General features: G+C 57.9%; 20 protein-coding genes and 2 pseudogenes. 3 read left to right on the top strand and 19 right to left on the bottom strand.

Translation table 11 applies throughout. The annotated features are described in order from the left end of the window. Positions 1–82 precede the first annotated feature (82 nt). The 7 genes from ACSSVZ_RS26520 to ACSSVZ_RS26490 form a co-directional block, all read right to left on the bottom strand. Entirely contained in the window at positions 83–712 is a 630-nt protein-coding gene (locus tag ACSSVZ_RS26520) for a type IIL restriction-modification enzyme MmeI (RefSeq protein WP_453973873.1), read from the bottom strand. A 219-nt stretch (positions 713–931) separates the two neighbouring features. After that, complete coding sequence (locus ACSSVZ_RS26515; RefSeq protein WP_453973872.1) at positions 932–1,165, bottom strand: WGR domain-containing protein; 234 nt, start codon at positions 1,163–1,165, stop codon at positions 932–934. Then, a complete protein-coding gene (locus ACSSVZ_RS26510) occupies positions 1,162–1,743 on the bottom strand; it encodes a recombinase family protein (protein ID WP_453973871.1) in 582 nt (193 codons plus the stop codon). The genes ACSSVZ_RS26515 and ACSSVZ_RS26510 overlap by 4 nt, the downstream gene beginning before the upstream one ends. Positions 1,744–2,070: 327 nt before the next feature. Beyond that, entirely contained in the window at positions 2,071–3,342 is a 1,272-nt protein-coding gene (locus ACSSVZ_RS26505) for a transposase (protein WP_453973870.1), read from the bottom strand. 403 nt (positions 3,343–3,745) lie between these two features. After that, positions 3,746–4,180 (bottom strand): hypothetical protein, encoded by a 435-nt coding sequence (locus tag ACSSVZ_RS26500; protein ID WP_453973869.1) that lies wholly within the window; start codon positions 4,178–4,180, stop codon positions 3,746–3,748. An 80-nt stretch (positions 4,181–4,260) separates the two neighbouring features. After that, on the bottom strand, positions 4,261–4,590 hold the full coding sequence (locus tag ACSSVZ_RS26495; RefSeq protein WP_453973868.1) for a helix-turn-helix domain-containing protein: 330 nt from the start codon (positions 4,588–4,590) through the stop codon (positions 4,261–4,263). A 1-nt stretch (position 4,591) separates the two neighbouring features. After that, positions 4,592–4,861, bottom strand: coding sequence for a type II toxin-antitoxin system RelE/ParE family toxin (locus ACSSVZ_RS26490; RefSeq protein ID WP_453973867.1), 270 nt, complete (start codon positions 4,859–4,861; stop codon positions 4,592–4,594). Between the two features lie 759 nt (positions 4,862–5,620). Here ACSSVZ_RS26490 and ACSSVZ_RS26485 point away from each other — a divergent pair. From ACSSVZ_RS26485 to hpaR, 3 genes and pseudogenes are all read left to right on the top strand, one after another. After that, a pseudogene (locus ACSSVZ_RS26485) lies at positions 5,621–6,631 on the top strand (integrase core domain-containing protein). 61 nt (positions 6,632–6,692) lie between these two features. Next, positions 6,693–6,848, top strand: a pseudogene (locus ACSSVZ_RS26480) (IS1595 family transposase); the annotation flags it as partial. A gap of 114 nt (positions 6,849–6,962) precedes the next feature. After that, positions 6,963–7,451 (top strand): homoprotocatechuate degradation operon regulator HpaR, encoded by a 489-nt coding sequence (hpaR, locus tag ACSSVZ_RS26475; protein WP_453973865.1) that lies wholly within the window; start codon positions 6,963–6,965, stop codon positions 7,449–7,451. A gap of 289 nt (positions 7,452–7,740) precedes the next feature. Here hpaR and ACSSVZ_RS26470 read toward each other — a convergent pair whose 3' ends face one another. The 12 genes from ACSSVZ_RS26470 to hpaD all read right to left on the bottom strand — a co-directional run bounded on the left by ACSSVZ_RS26470 (position 7,741) and on the right by hpaD (position 19,313). Then, complete coding sequence (locus tag ACSSVZ_RS26470; RefSeq protein WP_453973864.1) at positions 7,741–8,124, bottom strand: Zn-ribbon domain-containing OB-fold protein; 384 nt, start codon at positions 8,122–8,124, stop codon at positions 7,741–7,743. Continuing rightward, positions 8,121–9,305 (bottom strand): thiolase C-terminal domain-containing protein, encoded by a 1,185-nt coding sequence (locus ACSSVZ_RS26465; RefSeq protein WP_453973863.1) that lies wholly within the window; start codon positions 9,303–9,305, stop codon positions 8,121–8,123. The genes ACSSVZ_RS26470 and ACSSVZ_RS26465 overlap by 4 nt, the downstream gene beginning before the upstream one ends. Further along, positions 9,302–10,885 (bottom strand): class I adenylate-forming enzyme family protein, encoded by a 1,584-nt coding sequence (locus ACSSVZ_RS26460; protein ID WP_453973862.1) that lies wholly within the window; start codon positions 10,883–10,885, stop codon positions 9,302–9,304. The genes ACSSVZ_RS26465 and ACSSVZ_RS26460 overlap by 4 nt, the downstream gene beginning before the upstream one ends. A 14-nt stretch (positions 10,886–10,899) precedes the next feature. Then, a complete protein-coding gene (locus ACSSVZ_RS26455; protein ID WP_453973861.1) occupies positions 10,900–11,421 on the bottom strand; it encodes an aromatic-ring-hydroxylating dioxygenase subunit beta in 522 nt (173 codons plus the stop codon). 2 nt (positions 11,422–11,423) lie between these two features. Then, positions 11,424–12,668, bottom strand: coding sequence for an aromatic ring-hydroxylating oxygenase subunit alpha (locus ACSSVZ_RS26450; protein ID WP_453973860.1), 1,245 nt, complete (start codon positions 12,666–12,668; stop codon positions 11,424–11,426). A 71-nt stretch (positions 12,669–12,739) separates the two neighbouring features. Further along, entirely contained in the window at positions 12,740–13,570 is an 831-nt protein-coding gene (locus ACSSVZ_RS26445; protein ID WP_453973859.1) for an alpha/beta fold hydrolase, read from the bottom strand. A 25-nt stretch (positions 13,571–13,595) separates the two neighbouring features. After that, complete coding sequence (locus ACSSVZ_RS26440) at positions 13,596–14,567, bottom strand: PDR/VanB family oxidoreductase (RefSeq protein WP_453973858.1); 972 nt, start codon at positions 14,565–14,567, stop codon at positions 13,596–13,598. Beyond that, on the bottom strand, positions 14,564–15,124 hold the full coding sequence (locus ACSSVZ_RS26435; protein WP_453973857.1) for a MarR family winged helix-turn-helix transcriptional regulator: 561 nt from the start codon (positions 15,122–15,124) through the stop codon (positions 14,564–14,566). Before ACSSVZ_RS26435 ends, ACSSVZ_RS26440 begins: the two co-directional genes overlap by 4 nt. A gap of 169 nt (positions 15,125–15,293) precedes the next feature. Next, the gene (locus ACSSVZ_RS26430) at positions 15,294–16,403 is read right to left on the bottom strand and encodes a C4-dicarboxylate TRAP transporter substrate-binding protein (RefSeq protein WP_453973856.1); all 1,110 of its coding nucleotides are present in this window, start codon (positions 16,401–16,403) and stop codon (positions 15,294–15,296) included. A gap of 56 nt (positions 16,404–16,459) precedes the next feature. Continuing rightward, entirely contained in the window at positions 16,460–17,767 is a 1,308-nt protein-coding gene (locus ACSSVZ_RS26425) for a TRAP transporter large permease (RefSeq protein WP_453973855.1), read from the bottom strand. Beyond that, positions 17,760–18,203, bottom strand: a complete 444-nt coding sequence (locus tag ACSSVZ_RS26420) for a TRAP transporter small permease (RefSeq protein WP_453973854.1) — start codon at positions 18,201–18,203, stop codon at positions 17,760–17,762. Before ACSSVZ_RS26420 ends, ACSSVZ_RS26425 begins: the two co-directional genes overlap by 8 nt. 129 nt (positions 18,204–18,332) lie before the next feature. Next, the gene (hpaD, locus tag ACSSVZ_RS26415; RefSeq protein WP_453973853.1) at positions 18,333–19,313 is read right to left on the bottom strand and encodes a 3,4-dihydroxyphenylacetate 2,3-dioxygenase; all 981 of its coding nucleotides are present in this window, start codon (positions 19,311–19,313) and stop codon (positions 18,333–18,335) included. Positions 19,314–19,856: the final 543 nt, after the last annotated feature.

The raw sequence follows: 19,856 nt of genomic DNA, 5'->3' as shown, positions 1-19,856 counted from the left end.
TGAAGGAGATGCCGCTGCGCATACGTCAGACTCGCACGGCCGCGCCGTCAGAGGAATCCCCAAGCGGACTCCTTTGATCCGATCAATCCACTAGAAAAATATCGCGCGGCTCGAAGATGCCGGTGTCGTCGGCGAACAGGCAGAACACCGTGCGGACGAGGAATTGTTCGAGGTCGTGGCCAGTGTAACCGGCCTCTTCCAGCGCGTCGTGCAGCTTGCCCACAAGCTCGGACGCGTCGATGTTGACGGGGTCCTGGTCCTTGAAGCTGCGCTTCTGCACGCCGAGGATGAAGCCGAGTTTCTCGACATGACGCGGCAGATCGGCAAGTGTAAAGAAAACCGCATCGTCCTCTTCGAGGTCGTAAAGCTCGCAGGTCTGGAAATCGCTTAGGAGGATGTAGCGCGGAAGATCAGCGTCCTTCAGGCCGGGGAAGTAGTCGAGTGCCTGGGTCTTGGCTCTCTTCAGATCCCGCCCGGCGCTTTTCTGCTCGACGAGCAGCACGCCCTTCCAGAACAGATCAATGAAGCCGCGCCGGTCGCCAAGGTTTTTGACCGGCTCCTCGAAGCTCGCCACGCGGCGCACAGGCACGCCGAACACCTCGAAGAAGTCACGGTAGAAGAGTTGCGTCTGTCCCTTTTCGTAGCCCTCTCCGGCCCATTCGGCGGCAAAGGTAGCCGCGCGGACGCGGATTTCGTTCCAGGACAAGCGCATCGAGGGGGGGCTTTCTTGTTATCGTTTTTCTGGATCAGCATCCCTCGGGCCAGATGAAGGATGGTCAGGCCGCGTGATCATTGCGGAGGGGGGGAGTTCATCCACGATAAGGACCCCAGATGATGTCACTCTGTTCATGACAATAACTTATACCGCACAGCACAAGTTTTCGATGGAGACGCCGACGATCTCGTGACGGGGTGTTGCCCATGCGTCCCCCTAAGTCAGGAGCCTGTATCCCCGGCGGGCCTTCGTGGCTGCCAGGCGCTTCAAAGCGAGTTCAGCGTCGGCCGACGTAGGGTAGGGGGTTTCTTTCATCTGGCCGGCGCTGCCAATACGGCCCCATTCCCGCACCACTGTCCACTCGCCGAACAGCGTCGGCTGGATGTCCATGGCGTAGTACCGCGCCATGTTCTGTGCCGGGTCAACGCGTGTGAGGTAGGCGGCGCTCATGCCTGATCCCCCTGAGCTGCGGCCCGAGCTCGGGGAAAATAGTTATAGAGGGTCTGCCGGGACACACCGAGGCGCTTAGCGACATCGGCCACAGAGATCGTGTCTGCGGCCAGCAGTGCCTTACCAATCTTCAGGTCCTCGTCCGAAAGCCGCCGGCGCCGCCCACCGACCCGTCCACGCGCCCGGGCCGCTTTCAGGCCTTCCATCGTTCGTTCGCGGTTCAGTTCCAGGAAATACTCAGCGATCGCGCCGTGGATTTGCAGCACGAAGCGGCCCTGCGCGGTCTCGCTGTCCAGCTGTTCGGTGAGGCTTTGAAATTTGACGCCGCCCTGACGCAGTTGCTCGAGGGTGCGCATCATTTCGGTGAGGGAGCGACCCAGGCGGTCGAGCTTCCATACCACCAGCACATCGTCCGGGCGGAGGTAGGCAAGGGCGTCCTCGAGCGCGGGCCGCTTGCTGCCCGCCCGTCCGGACTTCTTCTCCTCGAAAATCTTCTCACAGCCGGCGTGCTCGAGTGCGTCGCGCTGCAGGTCGAGGTTTTGTTCGTCGGTCGAAACGCGGGCGTATCCAATCAGCATGTCAAAAAAACTACTCCAAAAGCGTTTTCTTGACAATAGATTTTTGGGCATAGTTTTTTGACACAAAACCGACCCTCGCGGGCTCAAGCAGGTAGGGGGTTTGGCCATGTCAAATAAACGGTCGTTTGCTGGACGCATCTGCAATTCTCGGCACGCTTTGTGCGGATGGCTAACTCCCAAGGAGTCTTGCTGCCATCGCCGCTATTCCTAAAGCAAGTAAATTGCCCGCCGCTCCCGAGCCCGTTGCAGAATAGGTCGGAATTGGCGGCATGAAGCGGTCCCCGGCTGGTTTTCGCTGTCGATGGCCGCGTTCCCCGCCCTATAGCCTCAATTTCGGAGCCATTTCCCGCCGCTTTTGCCCTGGCGGACGGACGCCGAGTGCAGTTTCCTGAAGTTGTGGCCGGTGCAGTGCAGGCTCCACTCGCCCCGGGCTTCCTCTTCACCCCGCATCATGAAGCCGTCCGCGCCCTGGATCTCCTTCATCTGGCCGAACACCGGTTCCACGGTCTGCCCGCGCAGCCGGTAAAGGGTGCGGCCACGTCTGGTCAGCAGCTTGCGGTCCATCCGCTCGCGGGCGCTCAGGGTCTTGGGCATCCGGCCCCGGGGCGGCGGCGCGTCGCGCATCGCCTTGCGCTGCTTCCAGTCCTTGGTAGTGGCGATCAGGTACTCGCAGTCCGCCGTCTCCGCCGCCGCATTGTCCTGCGACCAGTAACCCGCGTCGAACAGGCCCACCCCCAACGCCACTTCGTCGCCGGTGAGCGCCTCCATCATCTCCAGGGCCTTGTCGATCATCGGCCCCAACTGGTGGACGTCGTTGGCCCCGTTGGTCACCCCGGGGGCGAGGATGATCTGCTCGGCCGTCACCACCGCCTGGGCGTTGTAGCCCTGGAGGTAACCCTTGCGGCTCTTCATGATCCGGCTGTCGGGATCGGTCACGTTGGCCTTGGCCGCCTCGTCGACCGCCGCCTCGGCAGGCTTCGGCTTGCGGCCCCGCTTGCGTTTGCCGGTCGCTTCCTCCTCGGCGGCGCGGGCGTCGATCTTCTCCTGCTGGCGGGCGGCCTCCGCATTCGCCTCGGCATGAAGCTGATCCAGACAGGCCTGCAGCCTGGCCGGGCGGCCGGAAGCGTTCCGCAGGTCGGCAGGGAGTTCGTCGCCCCGTTCGTCGCCGAACATCGCGTCCTCGGCCGTGTCCGCTTCCTCGGCCTCAGACACCATGGCCGCCACCTCGGCCTCCAGGGACCTGGCCGTCCGGTTGGCCGCCAGCGACGCGTTCGCCTTGACCTTGGTCCCGTCCAGGGCCACCACGCCAAGCCGCACCAGACCCGCCCTGTGGCAGAGCTTCAGCACCTCGGCGAACAGCGCCTCGAAAGCGCTCCGGTGGCGCTTGCGGAACCGTGCGATCACGCTGTGATCGGGAACCTCGTCGCCGACGATCATCCGGAACCCCGCGTCCCGCTCACACAGGCGTTCGATCTTGCGGCTGGAGCGGTGCCCGTTGGCATACGCGTAGATCAGCACGCACACCATCATCGACGGCGCGAACGGCGGCGCGCCGGTGCCGCGCCTAGTGTAATGGGCCTCGAACGCCGACAGGTCCATCAGCTCGATCGCATCCAGCAGCAGGTGAACCATGTCCGTCTCACAAACCCACTCCGACATGTCCACCGGAAGAAGAAACCGCTGCCGCCGATCCGGTTCGCGATAGAAGTTCGCCATCTCTGCCACCAACATCTGTTGCCGCATCCGAGGGAATCAGCCCGGCGTCGGGAGGTCAAGCGGGGACGGTAGGGTCAGGCGGCATTCTGCAACAGGCTCTCCCTCTGCGGCTATTTTTATTGATTCTAGCGCTTTACGCATGCGGGACTGGTCGGGTCTACCGCTTTTTATTTCATTCTCAAGGGCAATAATCTGCTCCTCAATACGCTCACGTTCCGCGAGAGGAAGAGATTCTGCGGCTAATTTAGCCTGGTCAACAAATTGAGAGACCTCGATCCATTCAATATTAGGCGGAGGTATTGCGGGCGTTGTCCGTCGATTGAACGTAGCCGCGCGAGTTCTCGCCACTGAATGTTTGGCTAATATTATTAATCACCGTTGAGGGGGTAGATGGCGGTTGATCCGTGCGACGAACTTTTGACTGGTAGTTATCTGGGATGCCCGACCCTCCCGGGTGATAACCTGGGTCGATAACCTCATAGTCTTCCACCAAGCCGCTCGGAAGTTCGCGCAAAAAATGGTCACCGACACTAATAGGAACAGAGGAGTCCATCGTAAAGATCTTCCCGGACTGAACGCTAGCCGGAAGATTCTCCGCCAAAATATTCCCGTTCTTACTGGTTATTTTTACCTTGTCTCGCATCAAACGGCTAAATGGCATGTCCGCCGCCTGTAATACTTTCAATAAACTCCGAATTTCAATTAAATATATCATATGCATTGCTGGGATGGTGTTGTAAATAACTACTCTCGCAAAGAGGGAGCTTGCGCCTTCTCTTCCTGGCCTGGGCCTGGAATACGTTAAGCCGAGGTAGTGTGAAACGTGATCCGGCCGGCATCGTCGCCCTGATGCGGCCGCACGGTGATTTCAACGTCCCGGCTGAAGCGGGTCAGAAACCCCATCAGGCGCTCAACTGAATACTCGCGGCAATGCCCACGCAGCATTTTCGACACATCCGGCTGCCCAATGCCCATGATTTCGCCTGCGGCCGCCTGTGTAAGATCCAGGCTATCGATGATGTCCCCAATCTCACTGATGATACGAGCTCTAAGTTGATGAAGCTCGGCGTCGGGATAGCCGATGTCTGCAAAGACATTATAGCTTCCCACTTTAACCTTCTCATTTCGCATGTCATGGCCTCCTTTGTTGCGGCGGGTTTTGCTTATAGTGCTCTTCCGCTATCTGCATGCGCCTGCGGATAAGGTCAAAGTCCGATTTAGGCGTTGAGACGCCTTTTTTGGGCTTCTTTTTGAACGCGTGGAGGATGTAAACAACCTCGGCGAACCTGATTGAGTAGACGGCCCGATAAGTGTCGCCGTCGTGGTCGTCGATAACCTCGACCGCGCCACTTTGTGCGCCCTTCAGGATTTTAGAATGATGCGGGATTTTTCCTTCCTGCACGCGGCGCAGAGCGTGCCCAAACTATCATGCAACGCCGCAGGGAATTCCAGAAAGTCACTATGGCTGGAGCCAATCCAACGAACTTCTTCAAGCGGGCGCAATTTACCGGTCATTTTCTTTTAAAGATGGGTATATCCCCATAATTTGTCAAGTGGCTCGCGGTTGACCCCAGGATCCCGTGTAAGGCATCATTCAGGCAGATTCGGTTTGCGTGCCTGGAGCGCAATGCCCGGTTCTCTGCGCGGCTCGCCTCGTAGGTGCGAAAGTCCGGCAAGGCTATGCGGCGGACGAGAGCGCGATCGCATTCGGATCGCTTTGGATCCGCATCCACTTGACCTCACAGTCACCTGGGCGGCATCTTTCACGCAGGATCGATTCGTGTGACTGACACGACGAGCCGGCTTGACAACGTGTGGCGGTATGGCTACGCGCCTCTAAATAGAGGCTACCGATGTACCGCGCACCTCACCACGGGGAACGTGAACGGCGCCGGAAGGCGTCCTTATTTTGTCCGCTCCTCATTCTCTGGCGGTTCCAACCGCCGCACGGGCCCGCCGCCGGCGGGCTTTTTCTTGACCCGATAACACGGTCGGTGGAAATTTGGCCAACAAACGGAACGGTCAGGGAACATCTCGGCAGGCCCGAACGTGCATATTTGGACATCTTGGAGAGTTTAGAGGTGGCTCGGGGAATTTGAACAGCGGCATGAGTGGAATGTCTGCCTGAAGACGGCGAAGATGGCCGTGAACAGGAGAGACGATGAGCAAGAGACCGCGCCGGAACCACAGCCCGGCCTTCAAGGCGAAAGTCGCGTTGGCGGCAGTTGGCGGGGAGAAGACCCTGTCCGAGTTGGCGCAGCAATTTGACGTCCACCCGAACCAGATCACGCAATGGCGATTGCAGCTTTTGGAAGGCGCCGCCGGTGTTTTCGGATCGCCGTCTGCGGCCGCGGCCGAGCCGGTTGAAGTTAAGACGCTGCATGCAAAGATCGGCGAGTTGACGCTGGCGATCAATTTTTTAGAGGTCGTGCTCGACAAGGCCGGACTGTTGGCGAGCGCAAAGCGATGATCGATCGCTCGCATGATCTGCCGATCGCAGTGCAAGCCCGGGAATTGGGGATCAGCCGCGGCAGCGTTTATTACGAGCCGTGCCCGATCAGCGACGCCGATCTCGCGCTGATGCGTCGGATCGACGAACTGCATCTGGAATACCCTTTCGCCGGAAGCCGTATGCTGCGCGGGCTCCTGGCTGGAGAAGGGATCATCGTCGGCCGCCTGCATATCGCGACGCTGATGAAGCGGATGGAGCTGGAGGCGATCTACCGTAGGCCGAACACATCGAAGCCTGCGCCGGGCCACAAGATCTATCCCTATCTTCTGCGCAAGCTGCCGGTGATGCGGGCGAACCAGGTCTGGGCGATGGACATCACCTACATCCCGATGGCCCGCTTCGACAAACCGGAGATCTTCAATACGGATCAGGGGACGCAGTTCACCAGCATCGACTTTACGACAGTCCTGCTGGCCAAAGACATCAAGATCAGCATGGACGGCAAGGGCGCCTGGCACGACGAATGTCTTCGTCGAGCGGCTCTGGAAATCGGTGAAACACGAGGAGGTGTATCTGCGGGCCTACGAGACCGTCAGCCATGCACGGGCGTCGATCGGCAGATATCTCGACTTCTACAACGGGCGACGTCCGCATTCACGGCTGGGAGGAAAAACGCCCGACCAGACCTACTTCAACCAGCCGCTTCTCGCAGCGGCGTAAACCCGGCAGTCGATCCACCTACCAAGCCGCCGAGGCTGTTCAGACAAACCGAGTTATCTCTAACCTCAACGAATTCACGTTTCGATTAAACCGGCGCTTCTATCCGTTCAACGCGTTCCGCTCGCTGCTCGGAATAGCGGGAGGCGCGGCCTCGCCAACCTTCGACGGGCTTTACTCCGGGCAATGGGCGCACCCCCCGTTTAGTGGGTGTGGGTAACAACCGGATAGGCAAGATCCGAATTATGAATAATATGTTATATATAATAAACCATGCCGTGATACAAGAGACCTTGTGTTTTAATAGACGAGCGACGCACCATTGGGCGGGAAAATGACTTTGATTAACACTAAACACCTAAATTCACGTGAAGAAATAATGCCGCGCCTCGCCCGTCGCTCGCTAACGATCGCGTTACTGAGAAGCCGCGAAAAATTGATGTCTCGCATCAGGCCGATGCTCGCCATCCATAATATCACGGAGCAACAGTGGCGCGTTTTGCGCGTCATCAATGAAGAGCAGGAGGTGGATGCGACCAATGTGGCGCAACGCAGTTGCATCATGGCACCCAGCCTCACCAGAATTCTACGCCATCTAGAAGAGCGTGGGCTAATCGCTAGGCACCAGCACGTCAATGACGGACGCCGAACGATACTTTCCATGACAAACAAAGGCGTTCGACTGATCGCGAAAGTTGCGCCGGAAAGCCGACGCATCTATGGTGATATCCGCGCCCGGTTCGGCGAAGAGCGGTTTGAGTTGCTCCTTGATTTGCTGGAACAGCTTAACGATCTCCCAGCGGAAACTGAACAGGAGCTGTGACGTGAGCCCTGCAACGTCCGCAGATTGGTCGAAACCAAGGTCTTGCCGATCTCAGTCGTTCGGGCACCTCGCGTATCGGACGACCTCTGTTCATGGATCAGGCTCAGGGAGTGAACCGCTCGGGTGATGCGATGATCCGCTCATGGCGTGTCCTCAGGCTTGATGCCTGGAACTAACGGAAAATGAACAGATCAGTATTACTCTTTCGCAGCTTGTTGCGAACACGCACGATCATTGGCATGTTGATCGCGGGTGGAACTGGGCGCGTTCTTCGCACTCACAGAAGTAGTTAAGATTGATCTGGTATGAAAACCAACCGCCCATCGTTATCGAAACTTGCCTGCAGTTCCAGCCCGGTTCGCAATTCGCAACCGGCCTCCTGAAGAACCGTGGAAACAAGCCGCGGGCCTTCTTCCAATTCGACCATGGCAACCACGTAAGGAGCCGGATGGGCCGGTGAATAGCTGATGTGATACTCCGTGAACGTATGAAGGCGCGCTCGCCCGGTCGCCTCGATCCATTCGAGGGTCGAGGCTGGATGCCGCTGGCAGAGCCTTTGCGTGTACGGAAGGATCTCATGACAGGCCCGGCACCTCGCCAGGTGCAATTCACGCTTCCCTTGGAAGGTTTGAAACGTCTCGACAAAGGAGGAATGGCGACGATTGACTTTCATAGCACTTCGTGCGGGCTAGCCAGCATCGCCGCGTGATAGTCCAGTCGCCCCCCGGTCCCCGTAATAAGGATCAGGTTGTTGCGAGACGATTGAGCATCACCTCCGTGTCCACGCGCCTGGATCACCGCCTCGGATAGCGGTGTCATGCCTTGCAGATAAAAACCCGAAAGATGTCCGCCGCCTGTATTCATCGGCAGACTGCCGCCGGGGGAGGTATGCCCCTCGGCAATGAAATGCGTCGCCGTTCCCGGTTCGCACAGCCCGTATTCCTCCAGAGCGATGACACCAACATAGGAAAACGCGTCATAGACCTGCATCATTTCGATCCGTTCCGGGCCGATGCCGGAGGTCCGCCAGAGTTTGCGCGCCGCAAGTCCACCGGACTGCAGTTCGGGCTCGCGGCCGACAAGGTTTCCGCCGCCGGTATGACCCTGTGCAAATGCGTGAAGATAGACGGGCGGCTTCCGAAGGTCCTTCGCCCGTTCGCTCGAGGTGATGATGACAGCGATCGCCCCGTTTACCGGATAGGCACAATCCAGCACCCGGAACGGATCGGCAACGAGTTTCGATTCGATATAATCTGACATCTCGATCGCATCGCGAAGCATCGCCCGAGAGGTGTGTTGGGCCCAACTTCGGCATGCGATCGCATAGTGTCCCAATGCCTCGTCAGCCAAGTTGTACTGTTGAAGATAGCGTTGTGCCGCCATGGCATACGGCCCGGCGGCGCCATACAGGCCGTAGCAGTCCTCCCATTGGTCTAGGCCAGATAAGGGCATGACCCGGTTGTAGGACATGCTTCCTTTCTCCTTGCCGGGGCGGATCGGGACGTCCGCGAAGACGCATGCCACAATGCTCGCCATCCCATGATGGATATGTAGGCTTGCGTGCTGGATCGAGGCCACCACAGAGGCTCCTTCGACCTGGAGATTTCCCAACAGGTTCAATTCGGTCAGCCCGAGGTCCTCGCGCAGCCTAAGCGGTACCGTGTTGAGCGGCGCGGAAGGGCTGGACGTCAGCATCAACCCGTCGATATCAGCCAAGTCCAATTCGCAGTCATGGGCGGCGGCGACAACAGCGTCGATGGCCAAGTCCCGGGGCGTCCCGATATCCGTCCTCGCCATTTCGCTAAAGCCCAGCCCGGCGATGGCCGCAAACGGGCCAGGGCGAAAGCCTGTCATGACTCCACCGTTCTGCCCTGCCACCACGGCAGGGCGCTAGCCTGTCCGCGCACAAACTGGCGAATGGCCCCTTTGTCCACTTTCTCCGTGGAAGTGCGGGGAAAGCTGTCCAGACGCAGAACGTGCTTGGGAAGTTCCATCCGACTGAGATGAATCTCGCCGAAAGCCCTCAGATCTTCCACGCTCGGCAGGGGACGGCCGTTATGCGGTGCGACGACGGCAACCACAGCCTCTCCCCATTCTGGATGAGGAGCGCCCACTACGCAGATCTCGGCTACGTCCGGGTGCGCCTCGAGGATGAATTCCACGCTCGACGGATAGACGTTGACCGCACCGGTGATGATCATGAAATTCTTGCGGTCGATAAGATAAAGATATCCTGCCTCGTCGAAACGCCCGATATCGTGGGTTCTTAGCCAGCCCTCGACAAGAACTTCCTTCGTCAGTTCGGGGAGGTTGCGATAGCCAAGCATCGTCGTTTCGCCGCGAACCCACACTTCACCTATTTCACCGTTGGGCACGAGTTCACCACCGTCATTCCGGATCGAGATTTCATACATCCCGCCCGGTCGCCCGACGGACCGGAGTAAGTCTTGATTGTTTGCCAAAGCGTAGTCATGATCCTTCGGCGTCAGATGGCTCACCCAGCCGCCTTCGGTCAGCCCGTAGGTCTGCAGGAAACGGACGTCAAGCGTATCCATGACGCGTTTCAGAAGACTGACCGTGATTGGCGCCGAACCATAGGCTAGGAGACGCAGGGATGACAACACCTCCTCGCGACCCTCGCAAGCGTCCAGAACCCGGCGGATCATTGTCGGCACCATGAGGGCGGCCGTAACCTTATGGCGGCTAACCTCATTAATGAAACTGTCAACTTTGAAGGAGCCGTCCATCATGACGGTGGTCATGCCGTTGACCAGCCCGATCATGCCGAGCACACAGGCCATCCACGACGAAGCAATCGCCGGATACCAGACATCGTCTGTCGTCAGGCCCCGTGAGACGGCTCCCTGATAAATTATCAGAGCGACACTCCGGTGACTGTGGATGACGCCCTTGGGGACTCCCGAACTGCCGGATGTGTAGCTGATCACCAGGGGCTCCTCGGGAAGGAGATCCTGCGGCTCCAGCGGCACCGATACGGCAATCAGTCGGTCATAATCTTCTTCAAGACCATGGCCTTCACCAAAGCCGATCAGAGTGCAGTCGCCGTGAAGCTCGGCAATTTGCAGCGCATCCCGCAGAATGTCGACAAAACCCGCCTGCACAAGCACGACCTTTGCGTCGCAATCTTCGAGAATATGGGCGATTTCCGCAGCAGCGTACCGCCAGTTGATTGAGACTCGTACAAACCCGGCCTTCATGCAGGCGAAGTAGTGTTCGAAAACCTCCACTGAATCCTTTCCGAGGATGACTACGCTGTCACCTTTGGTGAGACCCTGGGAGAACAAACCCGCGGCGAGACGACCGGAGCGGTCGTTCATCTCGTCCCAGGTGCGAGACACCGGACCGCAGTGATATGCCGTCTTGCCGCCGTAGTTCCGGCTAATGCGGGCCAGCATTGTAGCGGGGAGTATCATTTCTTCTCCAGGTGTTAGATCAGGAAGGCGAGTGTCGGAAGGGGGTCGCTGGCATTGGTCAGTTCCACTCGCTTGTAGAACATACCGAAAGAATAATCACGGCGCCTCAGCCTGTATTCATAACGACCAGCCCAGATTGTCATTTCCCGCGTTGCCTGAATACGATACTCAAACAGCGCGAAATTGCATTCGACGCAGAATTCGTGCTCGTTCAATGACTTGAACTCGAAGTTCGACAACTGACGGCGCATGGGCGAGGCCGGCTGCTGAGCCAACCGCAAGCCGGTTTTCAACTGCGCAATCCTGTTCTTCAGACGGGGACGGTTGTCTGCAATGACCGACACCGTCGTTTCGGGATCCGGCTGTTTGGTATCGCCGGCCGGGACCCAATAGAACATGTCAGATTCCAGTAAACCGTCCCATTCATCGTAACGGGCTTCATCAGCGTACTTTGCCTCAAGATTGAGAAAGTCAATTAGCCTCTGCTGATCGGCCAAACTCACTTCCATCAGACTTCTATCTTCATGCTTGGTCATGACTACATCACTTCCCGATAGTGCGACCAAAAACCCCGGTTGGTGGTTTCATCGCTGATATGTGCCCAAACGGACCCATCCTCGCGCTTTTCCTCGCGGTTGAGCCCGCGGCTGAGGTCCATCCAGCCGCCACGCCCGCCGGCAGCCACCTGCTGACGCTCGGATATGATCGCGTCGTCAGCCAAGAGGAAGGATGCCGGTCCCATCGCCGCCTGAGATTGGCGCAGGATGCGGGCGTTCAGGCTGTGGGAAACGCCGTCAAGCAACATCGGAGTATGCCACAGTACACATTCGTCCACGCTGACCGGCTGAAAGATGGCAATATTCATTTCTCCAAGGAAAAGATTAGGGAACACCGTCGAATGCGGCGGCCCGGCGATGAGTTTTCGCACAGCCTCTTCCTCACCATACGCCTCCTTCATGGACTCTACGTACTCGGGGCACTTTTCCTTCGTGATGCCAAGCCATTGAAGCGGTTCTTCGTACGAAGGCGCATGCTCCAGCGCTACATGCCCATTGCCCCAGTCAACGGTCTTGGACTTGCGTTCATCCTCGCTCTCCGAAAGCATCTTGTATTGAGAATCTGGGGCAAAAACCCGCAGGAAGGAAGCGTGGGTGAAAGGTGCGTGATATCCGTCGGTGGAGTTTTCCGGAAGCATCTTCCAATTGCCGCGGAAACGCTGCTTCAGCCACCCAGCCGAGAGATTGATCTTACCGGTCGGCGAAAGCGAAACGGACCGGTCGATCAGACCCTTGGCCTTGCCAAGATGGTCGTCCAGGGGACCAGCATCGGGGTTGAAGGTAATGAACACGAAACCGCGATGTTCGGCCTGCATCGCCGGTTTCTGTAATCCGAGACAGGAAGGATCCTTGTGGGAACCGCCGGGAAGCGGAACTCCGACGAGGTCCCCCTCATGGCTGAAGGTCCAGCCGTGATACTCACACGAGAAGCTGCGGCTCGACCCGCTATGCTGATGGCAAAGCATGTTACCGCGGTGCGCACACCTGTTGGAAACTACACTGATGTTGCCCTCGCGCGTACGCACCATAATCACCGGCTCGCGGCCGATCATGCGCGTGATGTAGTTGTTCGGTTTAGGAACCTCCGATTCATGTCCGACGAACACCCATCCGCCGCAGAACAGCTTCTTCATTTCCAAGTCAAATAGTTGCGGATCCGTATACACCGCGGAGTGAACCGAATGTTCGCCGAAGAGGTCGCTAATAATATTCTTTGTTTCGTCCATTATTTCTGCTCCTTCACTCTCTGGAGAGTGGCTCGCATCCCTAATGACCCGGCTAAAGCGGGTCGTCGCGCCTATCCACTCCTGTAAAAGTCCGTAACCAGCTGATTGAACCGTATTTCCTTGTCACGATGACTCCAGTGGCCGCACCGGCCAAATATATGCAGCTCTGAGCCGGATATGAGCGACGAGATGTGCAAACTCGTCTCTTTGGGTACGACCCGATCCTCGCGTCCATGGATCAGGAGCACGTCGTTTTCAATGCTGGCTATCTGCTCGTCCGGCGTAACCAGCGCATTCATTTTCTCTTCGCGGGACCCGGGAAAGAGTTTCTCGAAAATCTTGTCGTACCCCGGCCGATTGAAGGTCTCGAAGCGCAAATTGATCATGTCCTCGGTTATCAAGGACGGATACAGCGTGAAATTCTCCAGGAGAACTTCCAGATCTTCTTTTCGACCCCGATAGCCGAAGCCGGCATTGAAGCCCGCCGGCACCTCGAATTTCGTTCCCGCCGAACCCATCAGGACAACCCGGTCGATGCGTTCGGGATGTCTTGCCGTGACCGCCAGGGCCAACCCACCGCCGAAGGAATTGCCCAGCAGGTGCACCTTTTCGAGTTTTTTTGCATCCATGAACGCGATGACATGATGAACCCAAAAGTCCAGGTTGAATTCCGCATCCTCCGGAGCATCCGTATATCCGAAGCCGGCAACGTCGATCGCCAATGCGTGGAAATGACGGCCAAGGGCCGGAAGTGTGCGATCCCAGTTCGCATAGGCAGACACGCCTATTCCGGACCCGTGAAGAAGCAACACCGGAATGCCTTGACCCACCTCATGATAGTTGGTCAAGATTCCATCAGCATCAATGTGTTTGCCGATGGCCGGATTGGCCCCGTTTGTCATTCTTGTCTCCTCATTGTGACGAAAACTACAGGTCGAGCACTAGCTTGGGTGTTTTGGCGCGAGAGCAACACACCATCATAGTCTTGCCTTCCTGTCGCTCCTGCTCCGTCAGCAGGGAGTCCCTGTGGTCCGGAACGCCTTCGAGAACGGCCGTCTCGCAGGTGCCGCACTGGCCGTTCCGGCACGAGTAAAGGATGGCTACACCGGCCTCTTCCAGCACGGTCATGATCGACTTGTCCGGCGGAACGACGAGTGTGGTGCCGGTTGTCGCAAGTTCAATCTCGAAGCTCTCGTTGGTTGCGCCGGACTCGGCAACCGGATCAAACGACTCAAGGTGAACCCTGTCCGCCGGCAGCGACGCCGTGGCCTTCCGAAACGCGTCCAACATGGGCGCCGGACCGCAACAGTAAAAATCGCTCCCCTGTTCGGCCTTTATGATGTCTTCCAAATCGGGCGGTCCGCCTTTCTCGGAGTCGACATGGAGGACGACGTTCGGTCCGAACTGCTTGAGCATGCCGCCGAAGGCAAGTTGGTGCCGGTCGCGAATGCAGTAGTAGAGCCGCCAAGGAATATCGGACCAGGCAACGACCCGAGCCATTGCGAGAAGCGGGGTTATGCCGATCCCGCCTGCAATGAGGCAGACGGGCCGTCCGCTGTCGCTCAGCGGAAAATTGTTCCTAGGCCCGCCTATCGGTAATTCGTCGCCCTCGTTTAACTCGTCGAAGATATAAGCCGAACCACCCCTGCCGCCAGCTTCGCGCAGAATAGCAATCTTGTAGCGGTCCGGCTCGCCGGGATTGATGATCGAATACTGGCGGACGAGTCCGTTCGGCAGTACCAGATCGATGTGGGCGCCGGCCTCGGCTGCCGGCCAGCCAACACCATCGAGGGGCGCGATTTCGAGCAACCGGATGTCGGGTGCCAGTTCATCCATGGCGACCACGCGCGCATTGCGCAGCATCCCAATATGGGCGTCCTTGGTTCGTTCGGGGATCATGATGCCGGCCCCGCGTCCCGAGAACCGTGCTGCTGACAAGCCTTTTCGCGGGCAGCTTTGATCAGCCTGTCAACGCAGTCCAAGAAGGTATTTTGCTCGACTTTTGTCAGCACCGACAGCCAGTCCGCGTTCCAGGCACTGATATTGTCGTAAAGGTCCCGAAACAGCGCGTGCCCGTCCTCGGTAAGCGTCAGTTCTGCGGCACGTCCGTCTGTCCGATGCGGTTCCCTGCAAACCAAACCGCGTTCCACGAGGCTTGAGACGCTTCTGCTGGCTAGCCCCTTTTCTATGCTTATCTCGCGACGGATCCGTTCGAGCTTTGAGGGGCCATAGACGCCCATTACAAGCAACAACCGAGCTTCGGTCAAACGCAGCCCGGCGAGTTGGCCGTAATTGGTCTCGGCCAGCCGCGTCGCTATATGCGACAAAACGAAGATACGGACTGTGGGAATTGCGTGAAGCATTTCCTTGGAACGGGCCCGCATATCATCGCTTCCGATCGCTTCGCCGGTCGCTGACTGCTCTGTTTTGCTAATCGCTAACTTCGCTTCTGACATTCCACAAATTTAGGGCACTTTGTTGCGAATAGCAACCATCCTTTCTTGGAATCCTGCCCTCCTACCGGCGGGTAGCTGACTTGAAAAGAATATTAGATTTCAGAGGCTTGTCAGGTCAGATCGCGTGCAATTCTAGATATACGCGTGATCTGACCTGTGAGTCGGCGCATTACAGCTTGGAATAAATCTCCCTGCGCAATGCCTCGACGAAGACTTCGCGGCTCCGGCCTTCCCGGGAGAGGATGCCCTGCCACTTCTCGTAGTTCTTACCGAACGTCTCGAGCAATTCATCAAGGTTCGTCACGCCGAGTTTCTTGGCGCGCTCCAGCAGAATCTCCTTGCCACCGGGGACATTGGCGATGGCCTCGCGCAACTCGTCCTCCGGCTCCACTATCTCGACGCCGTTCTCGCTCGCCCAGTTGCGTTCTGACATATCGGCGTCGATCTGACCGAACATAATTCCTGCCACCATTTCCGGCGCGGCATCCAGAATCAACTTGCGGTTGTCTTCACCGAGCCTCTCCCACGAGTCCTTGTTGACGACGAAAAGCCCAAATCCGCGTGAAACGCCAATACTCAAATCAGTGACATGCGAAACGCTTCCCCTCAAGCCATAGGCCTTGTGCCAAGCCATCGGTGCGGTGGTGCAGTCAATCTGATTTCGCTCCAGGGCTTCGGCCTGTTCTGAGGATGTCAAGCTGATTGCATTGGCACCTAGTACCTGCACATATGATGCCATGATCCCGGCAGCACGAACGCGCAACCCTGAAAGGTCTTTCAGAGAAATCACTGGCCGGTTGCATTGCAGGAGATACTCGGTGGAGGCATAATTTGTGAGTGGATAGGCATTGAATGCGGCGTATTCCTCGATGCACTGCTCACAGTCCAGCAATAGCGTTTCGTTCAGCGCGCCGGCAACGGCAAGCGGATCGTCACCAAGGTTAAGCATGTCCCCTATTATGTGAACAGACGGAATTTCCGAACCGAAATACTGCGGAATGATGAGGCCAGCGTCGACAGCCCCGTTGCCGATCCCCTTGAGTGTCTCGCGGGCGCTGAGCAGCTGCCCGGACGGGAAGATGCGGCCTTTGAGCTCACCGTTCGACTTCTCCTCCAACGTGTCGAAAAAGGGTTTCACCGAATCTTGCACGCCCACATGCTGGACACTCACTAGGGTGGAATAGCGGATCGTCTCAGCGCTGATGGCCGATGCGCCGGACGTGAGATATCCGGCCACGACCAGACCGGAGGTGATCGCTTTGATTAACTGGGCATGCATTTCGTTCCTCCTAAACGTTGTATTTTCGTTGGTAATTCTTGTCCCAGCCGCCCCTCTCACGAGAGGCTCTCAGGGATGAAAAGCGAAATCTGCGGGATCCCTATCAGCAGGATCATTATGATGATTTCGCACACCAGAAAGATGCCGATGCCCTTGAAGATATCGGCGAGGCTTATCTCGTCGCCGACGACGCTCTTGATGACAAAGGCATTTAGTCCGATTGGGGGTGTCAGAAGTCCGATCTCAACGAACTTCACGACAATGACACCTATATAGATGAGATTGTATCCGAGTTCGTCGAAAATCGGGACGACGACCGGAATCGACAGCAGCATGACACCGATCGGATCGAGGAACATGCCGAGTACGACGAACATGATCGACACGACCATGAACAGGAAAATGGGGTGGAAACTGGCACCCCGGATCACCTCGACCAGGAAGGGGCTCAGGCCGGAAATGGCTAAGAACCGCGTGAAGATCACAGCGCCGATGGCGATCATGAATATCTGCGCCGTGCTGTTGAGCGTGTTGAGGATCGCCTCGACGAGACCTCTCAGCGTGAAGCCACGCATCGCGAGCCCATAAACCAGGGACATCAGCGCACCAATGGCGGCGGCTTCGGTCGGGGTGATGAAGCCTAGGTACATTCCGCCCAGTAGCGTTACAAATAGGATCGGCAGGGGCCAGATGCCCCGCAGGCCGTTCAGTCTCTCGCTGAGGTTGGGGCGGGTCTCTATCCGCGGCGCGGAGTCCGGCCGGACCTTGGCGACGATTAGGATCGCCAGCATATAGACGATCATGGTCAGGAGCCCCGGAAAGAGGCCAGCCATGAGCATCTTGCTGATGGATACTTCCGCAAGCAGACCGTAAAGGATCATCAGCACGCTCGGCGGGATAAGGGAACCGAGCGTTCCGGCACTGGCCACGCATCCTGCCGCGAGCCTTTTACTGTATCCAGCCGCCAGCATTTCGGGAATAGCCATTCTGCCCATAGCCGCCGCGGTGGCCATGCTCGAGCCGGAAACGGTCGCAAAGGCGGCGGACGAGACGTTGACCGCTATTGCCAGCCCGCCCGGCAGCCCGCTTAGCCAGAGCCTGGCGGCCCAGAAAATCTTAGCAATCAGATTCGATTTTTCCAGAAGTGCGCCCATGAATAGGAAAAGTGGGATGGCCGAAAGGCTCCAGCTCGCGGCGAAACCATATACCGAGGTCTGGACGATCCCGGTGGTGGCCGGCCAGCCGAGCATAATATAGAGACCCACCATCCCGCTCACTCCGAGAGCGATGCTGATCGGAATCCGCAAGGCGATGAGCACGAGCGTCCCGACGAAACCCAGGATTCCAATGATCGGGTCATCCATCTGTCCGCGCTCTCTTCCCAACGGGGGGCTCTGTGGTCATTCGGACAAGGCGGGTGATCTCGCAGATCACCATCAGGCTCAATGCCAGTGGCAGCGCCCAGACCGGCTGCCAGATCGGCAGATATGTCGTGGCAGTTTCCATGACCTTGCCAACCTGCATCTGCTCGAGGGCATCCTCAAAGGTGAGATAGGCGAGTATTGCGAGATAGGCAGCGGACAAGGCGAGCACGAAGACCCGCAACATGCGCCTGGCCAGCCCCTTCACTACTTGGTCGATAAGCTCAACGCACATGTATCCATGAACCTCTCCGACATAGGGTAATGGCAGAAAGGTCAGGAAGATCATGTACCAGGTCGAAACGATGGCGAGCGTATGCAGCGTCGTGGATGGCGAGACGGCACGCAGAACCGCATCGGCGCAGATGTGGAACATCATCACGACAAGAACCGCACCAGCAACGCCCAGGAGAATCCTATGAACCAGCCGAAAAGATACAACCAGACCTGACGACCTATTTCGTGGCGCCATTGCGTTCCCCCCAAGGTTGCTGATCAGGTGAAAAGTCTAACGCGTCATCGGCGGTGCCGACTTCAGGGTCGGCTCCCTGGGGGGCGTGTCCTTGAAGACCGTCCCGAGTTCATAGAAAGAGGGCGGGGCAACTGCCCCCCACAGGGTCTGACGTTGCGGATCCATTAGATCCCATTTGATTGGTTCAAGATCCGGATCGACAGTCAGGTAGTCCGAACAGTAAAACTCGATGCGATGTCCATCCGGATCGCGTATATAAAGGAAGAATGCGTTCGACAGCCCGTGCCGCCCCGGTCCGCGCTCGATGTTGCCCACGTATCCCGTTGTCGCCAACTTATCGAGCAGGTCGATGATTGCCAGCGGCGTCGGCACCCAGAATGCGACATGGTGGAGCCGCGGGCCGAGGCCGTTGGTGAAGGCGATGTCGTGGACTCCCCCCTTGCGGTGCATCCAGGCCGCCCAGACATTCTTCGTCGCCTCGTCCTCGGTGTACTCGGTGACACGGAAACCGAGCTCGCCGAAGAATGAGACCGAGGTATCGACATCCGGAGAGAAGCAGTTGAAGTGATCGATTCTCAGGGGTCTCACGCCCTTGTACAGATCGTATCTCTGGTGGATCGGCGGAAGCCTGTCCATCCGGGCATGAAATTCAAGCGGTATACCCAGGGGGCATGTCGTGCGCAGGGTCCGCCCCTGGAAGGGGCGCTCGATCCGCGCTATGTCACAGCCCTGCTTGCTAAAATGAATTTCCGCGCGATCCAAGTCTTCCTCGTCATAAACCCTGAAACCCAGCGCATCAGCCGAAGGCGCATCGCCTTTGCGCAGGATCAGAGAATGATGCGTGCGTTCTTCCAGCCCGCGGAAATAGATCGTGTCATCGTCTTCGTCGGTAATCTGCAGTCCGATTGTCTCGGCATAAAAGGCGCGTGACCGCGAAAGATCGGTCACGGTCAGGTCGGCGTGACTCAGGCGCACGATATTGAAAGACGGATACAGATTTGGAGGGGATAATGGCATTCAGCGCCCCAAGGCTCCTATGGAGATGTCTAAACTTGATCGTGTCACACGCCCAGTCACGACACCTCGATCGCAGTTTGTTAACGCGTTAATTATATTTGCTTGCCGCCCCTGTCAACGCGCCTTCGCGGCGATCGGCTGTCTGAAACAGGCGGGCGTCCCGTTCGCGCAGTCGGGCTGCAACCGCATCCTCGTCGGCCACGAGGCGACCGGCGGGGTGACGATCGAGTTTTGCGAAGAGGTGTCAAGGTAAGCCGCCCCGCATTTCGCATTCAGACTTCAGGATTTCAGGTCCATGAGGCGGGGAGCCTTCGTGGTCGAAACCAAGGCTCCCCGCCAGCGGTGCACGCGGGTCGTGCCGCACCGATATCGAACAAGGCAGGGTAGCAACACGGCGCAACCACGCAGGGGCGTTGGTCCCGAGCCTTTGCGCGTCGCACGATCTGGTCTAGGTCACCGACTCATAAGACCTGAGCCAGATACGCAGAGATGCGAGCTGGATAGAGGCGAGGAAGTTATCGTCTCGCTTGTCGTATCGGGTGG

This window comes from Amorphus sp. MBR-141 (assembly GCF_053628695.1).
This window is presented reverse-complemented; position numbering and strand designations above follow the sequence as displayed.

Bases quoted from the DNA above. Each gene is read 5' to 3' on its own strand.
- ACSSVZ_RS26520 (WP_453973873.1), bottom strand. From the start codon at position 712: ATGCGCTTGTCCTGGAACGAAATCCGCGTCCGCGCGGCTACCTTTGCC.
- ACSSVZ_RS26515 (WP_453973872.1), bottom strand. From the start codon at position 1,165: ATGAGCGCCGCCTACCTCACACGCGTTGACCCGGCACAGAACATGGCG.
- ACSSVZ_RS26510 (WP_453973871.1), bottom strand. From the start codon at position 1,743: ATGCTGATTGGATACGCCCGCGTTTCGACCGACGAACAAAACCTCGAC.
- ACSSVZ_RS26505 (WP_453973870.1), bottom strand. From the start codon at position 3,342: ATGGACCTGTCGGCGTTCGAGGCCCATTACACTAGGCGCGGCACCGGC.
- ACSSVZ_RS26500 (WP_453973869.1), bottom strand. From the start codon at position 4,180: ATGCATATGATATATTTAATTGAAATTCGGAGTTTATTGAAAGTATTA.
- ACSSVZ_RS26495 (WP_453973868.1), bottom strand. From the start codon at position 4,590: ATGCGAAATGAGAAGGTTAAAGTGGGAAGCTATAATGTCTTTGCAGAC.
- hpaR (WP_453973865.1), top strand. From the start codon at position 6,963: ATGACTTTGATTAACACTAAACACCTAAATTCACGTGAAGAAATAATG.
- ACSSVZ_RS26470 (WP_453973864.1), bottom strand. From the start codon at position 8,124: ATGAAAGTCAATCGTCGCCATTCCTCCTTTGTCGAGACGTTTCAAACC.
- ACSSVZ_RS26465 (WP_453973863.1), bottom strand. From the start codon at position 9,305: ATGACAGGCTTTCGCCCTGGCCCGTTTGCGGCCATCGCCGGGCTGGGC.
- ACSSVZ_RS26460 (WP_453973862.1), bottom strand. From the start codon at position 10,885: ATGATACTCCCCGCTACAATGCTGGCCCGCATTAGCCGGAACTACGGC.
- ACSSVZ_RS26455 (WP_453973861.1), bottom strand. From the start codon at position 11,421: ATGACCAAGCATGAAGATAGAAGTCTGATGGAAGTGAGTTTGGCCGAT.
- ACSSVZ_RS26450 (WP_453973860.1), bottom strand. From the start codon at position 12,668: ATGGACGAAACAAAGAATATTATTAGCGACCTCTTCGGCGAACATTCG.
- ACSSVZ_RS26445 (WP_453973859.1), bottom strand. From the start codon at position 13,570: ATGACAAACGGGGCCAATCCGGCCATCGGCAAACACATTGATGCTGAT.
- ACSSVZ_RS26440 (WP_453973858.1), bottom strand. From the start codon at position 14,567: ATGATCCCCGAACGAACCAAGGACGCCCATATTGGGATGCTGCGCAAT.
- ACSSVZ_RS26435 (WP_453973857.1), bottom strand. From the start codon at position 15,124: ATGTCAGAAGCGAAGTTAGCGATTAGCAAAACAGAGCAGTCAGCGACC.
- ACSSVZ_RS26430 (WP_453973856.1), bottom strand. From the start codon at position 16,403: ATGCATGCCCAGTTAATCAAAGCGATCACCTCCGGTCTGGTCGTGGCC.
- ACSSVZ_RS26425 (WP_453973855.1), bottom strand. From the start codon at position 17,767: ATGGATGACCCGATCATTGGAATCCTGGGTTTCGTCGGGACGCTCGTG.
- ACSSVZ_RS26420 (WP_453973854.1), bottom strand. From the start codon at position 18,203: ATGATGTTCCACATCTGCGCCGATGCGGTTCTGCGTGCCGTCTCGCCA.
- hpaD (WP_453973853.1), bottom strand. From the start codon at position 19,313: ATGCCATTATCCCCTCCAAATCTGTATCCGTCTTTCAATATCGTGCGC.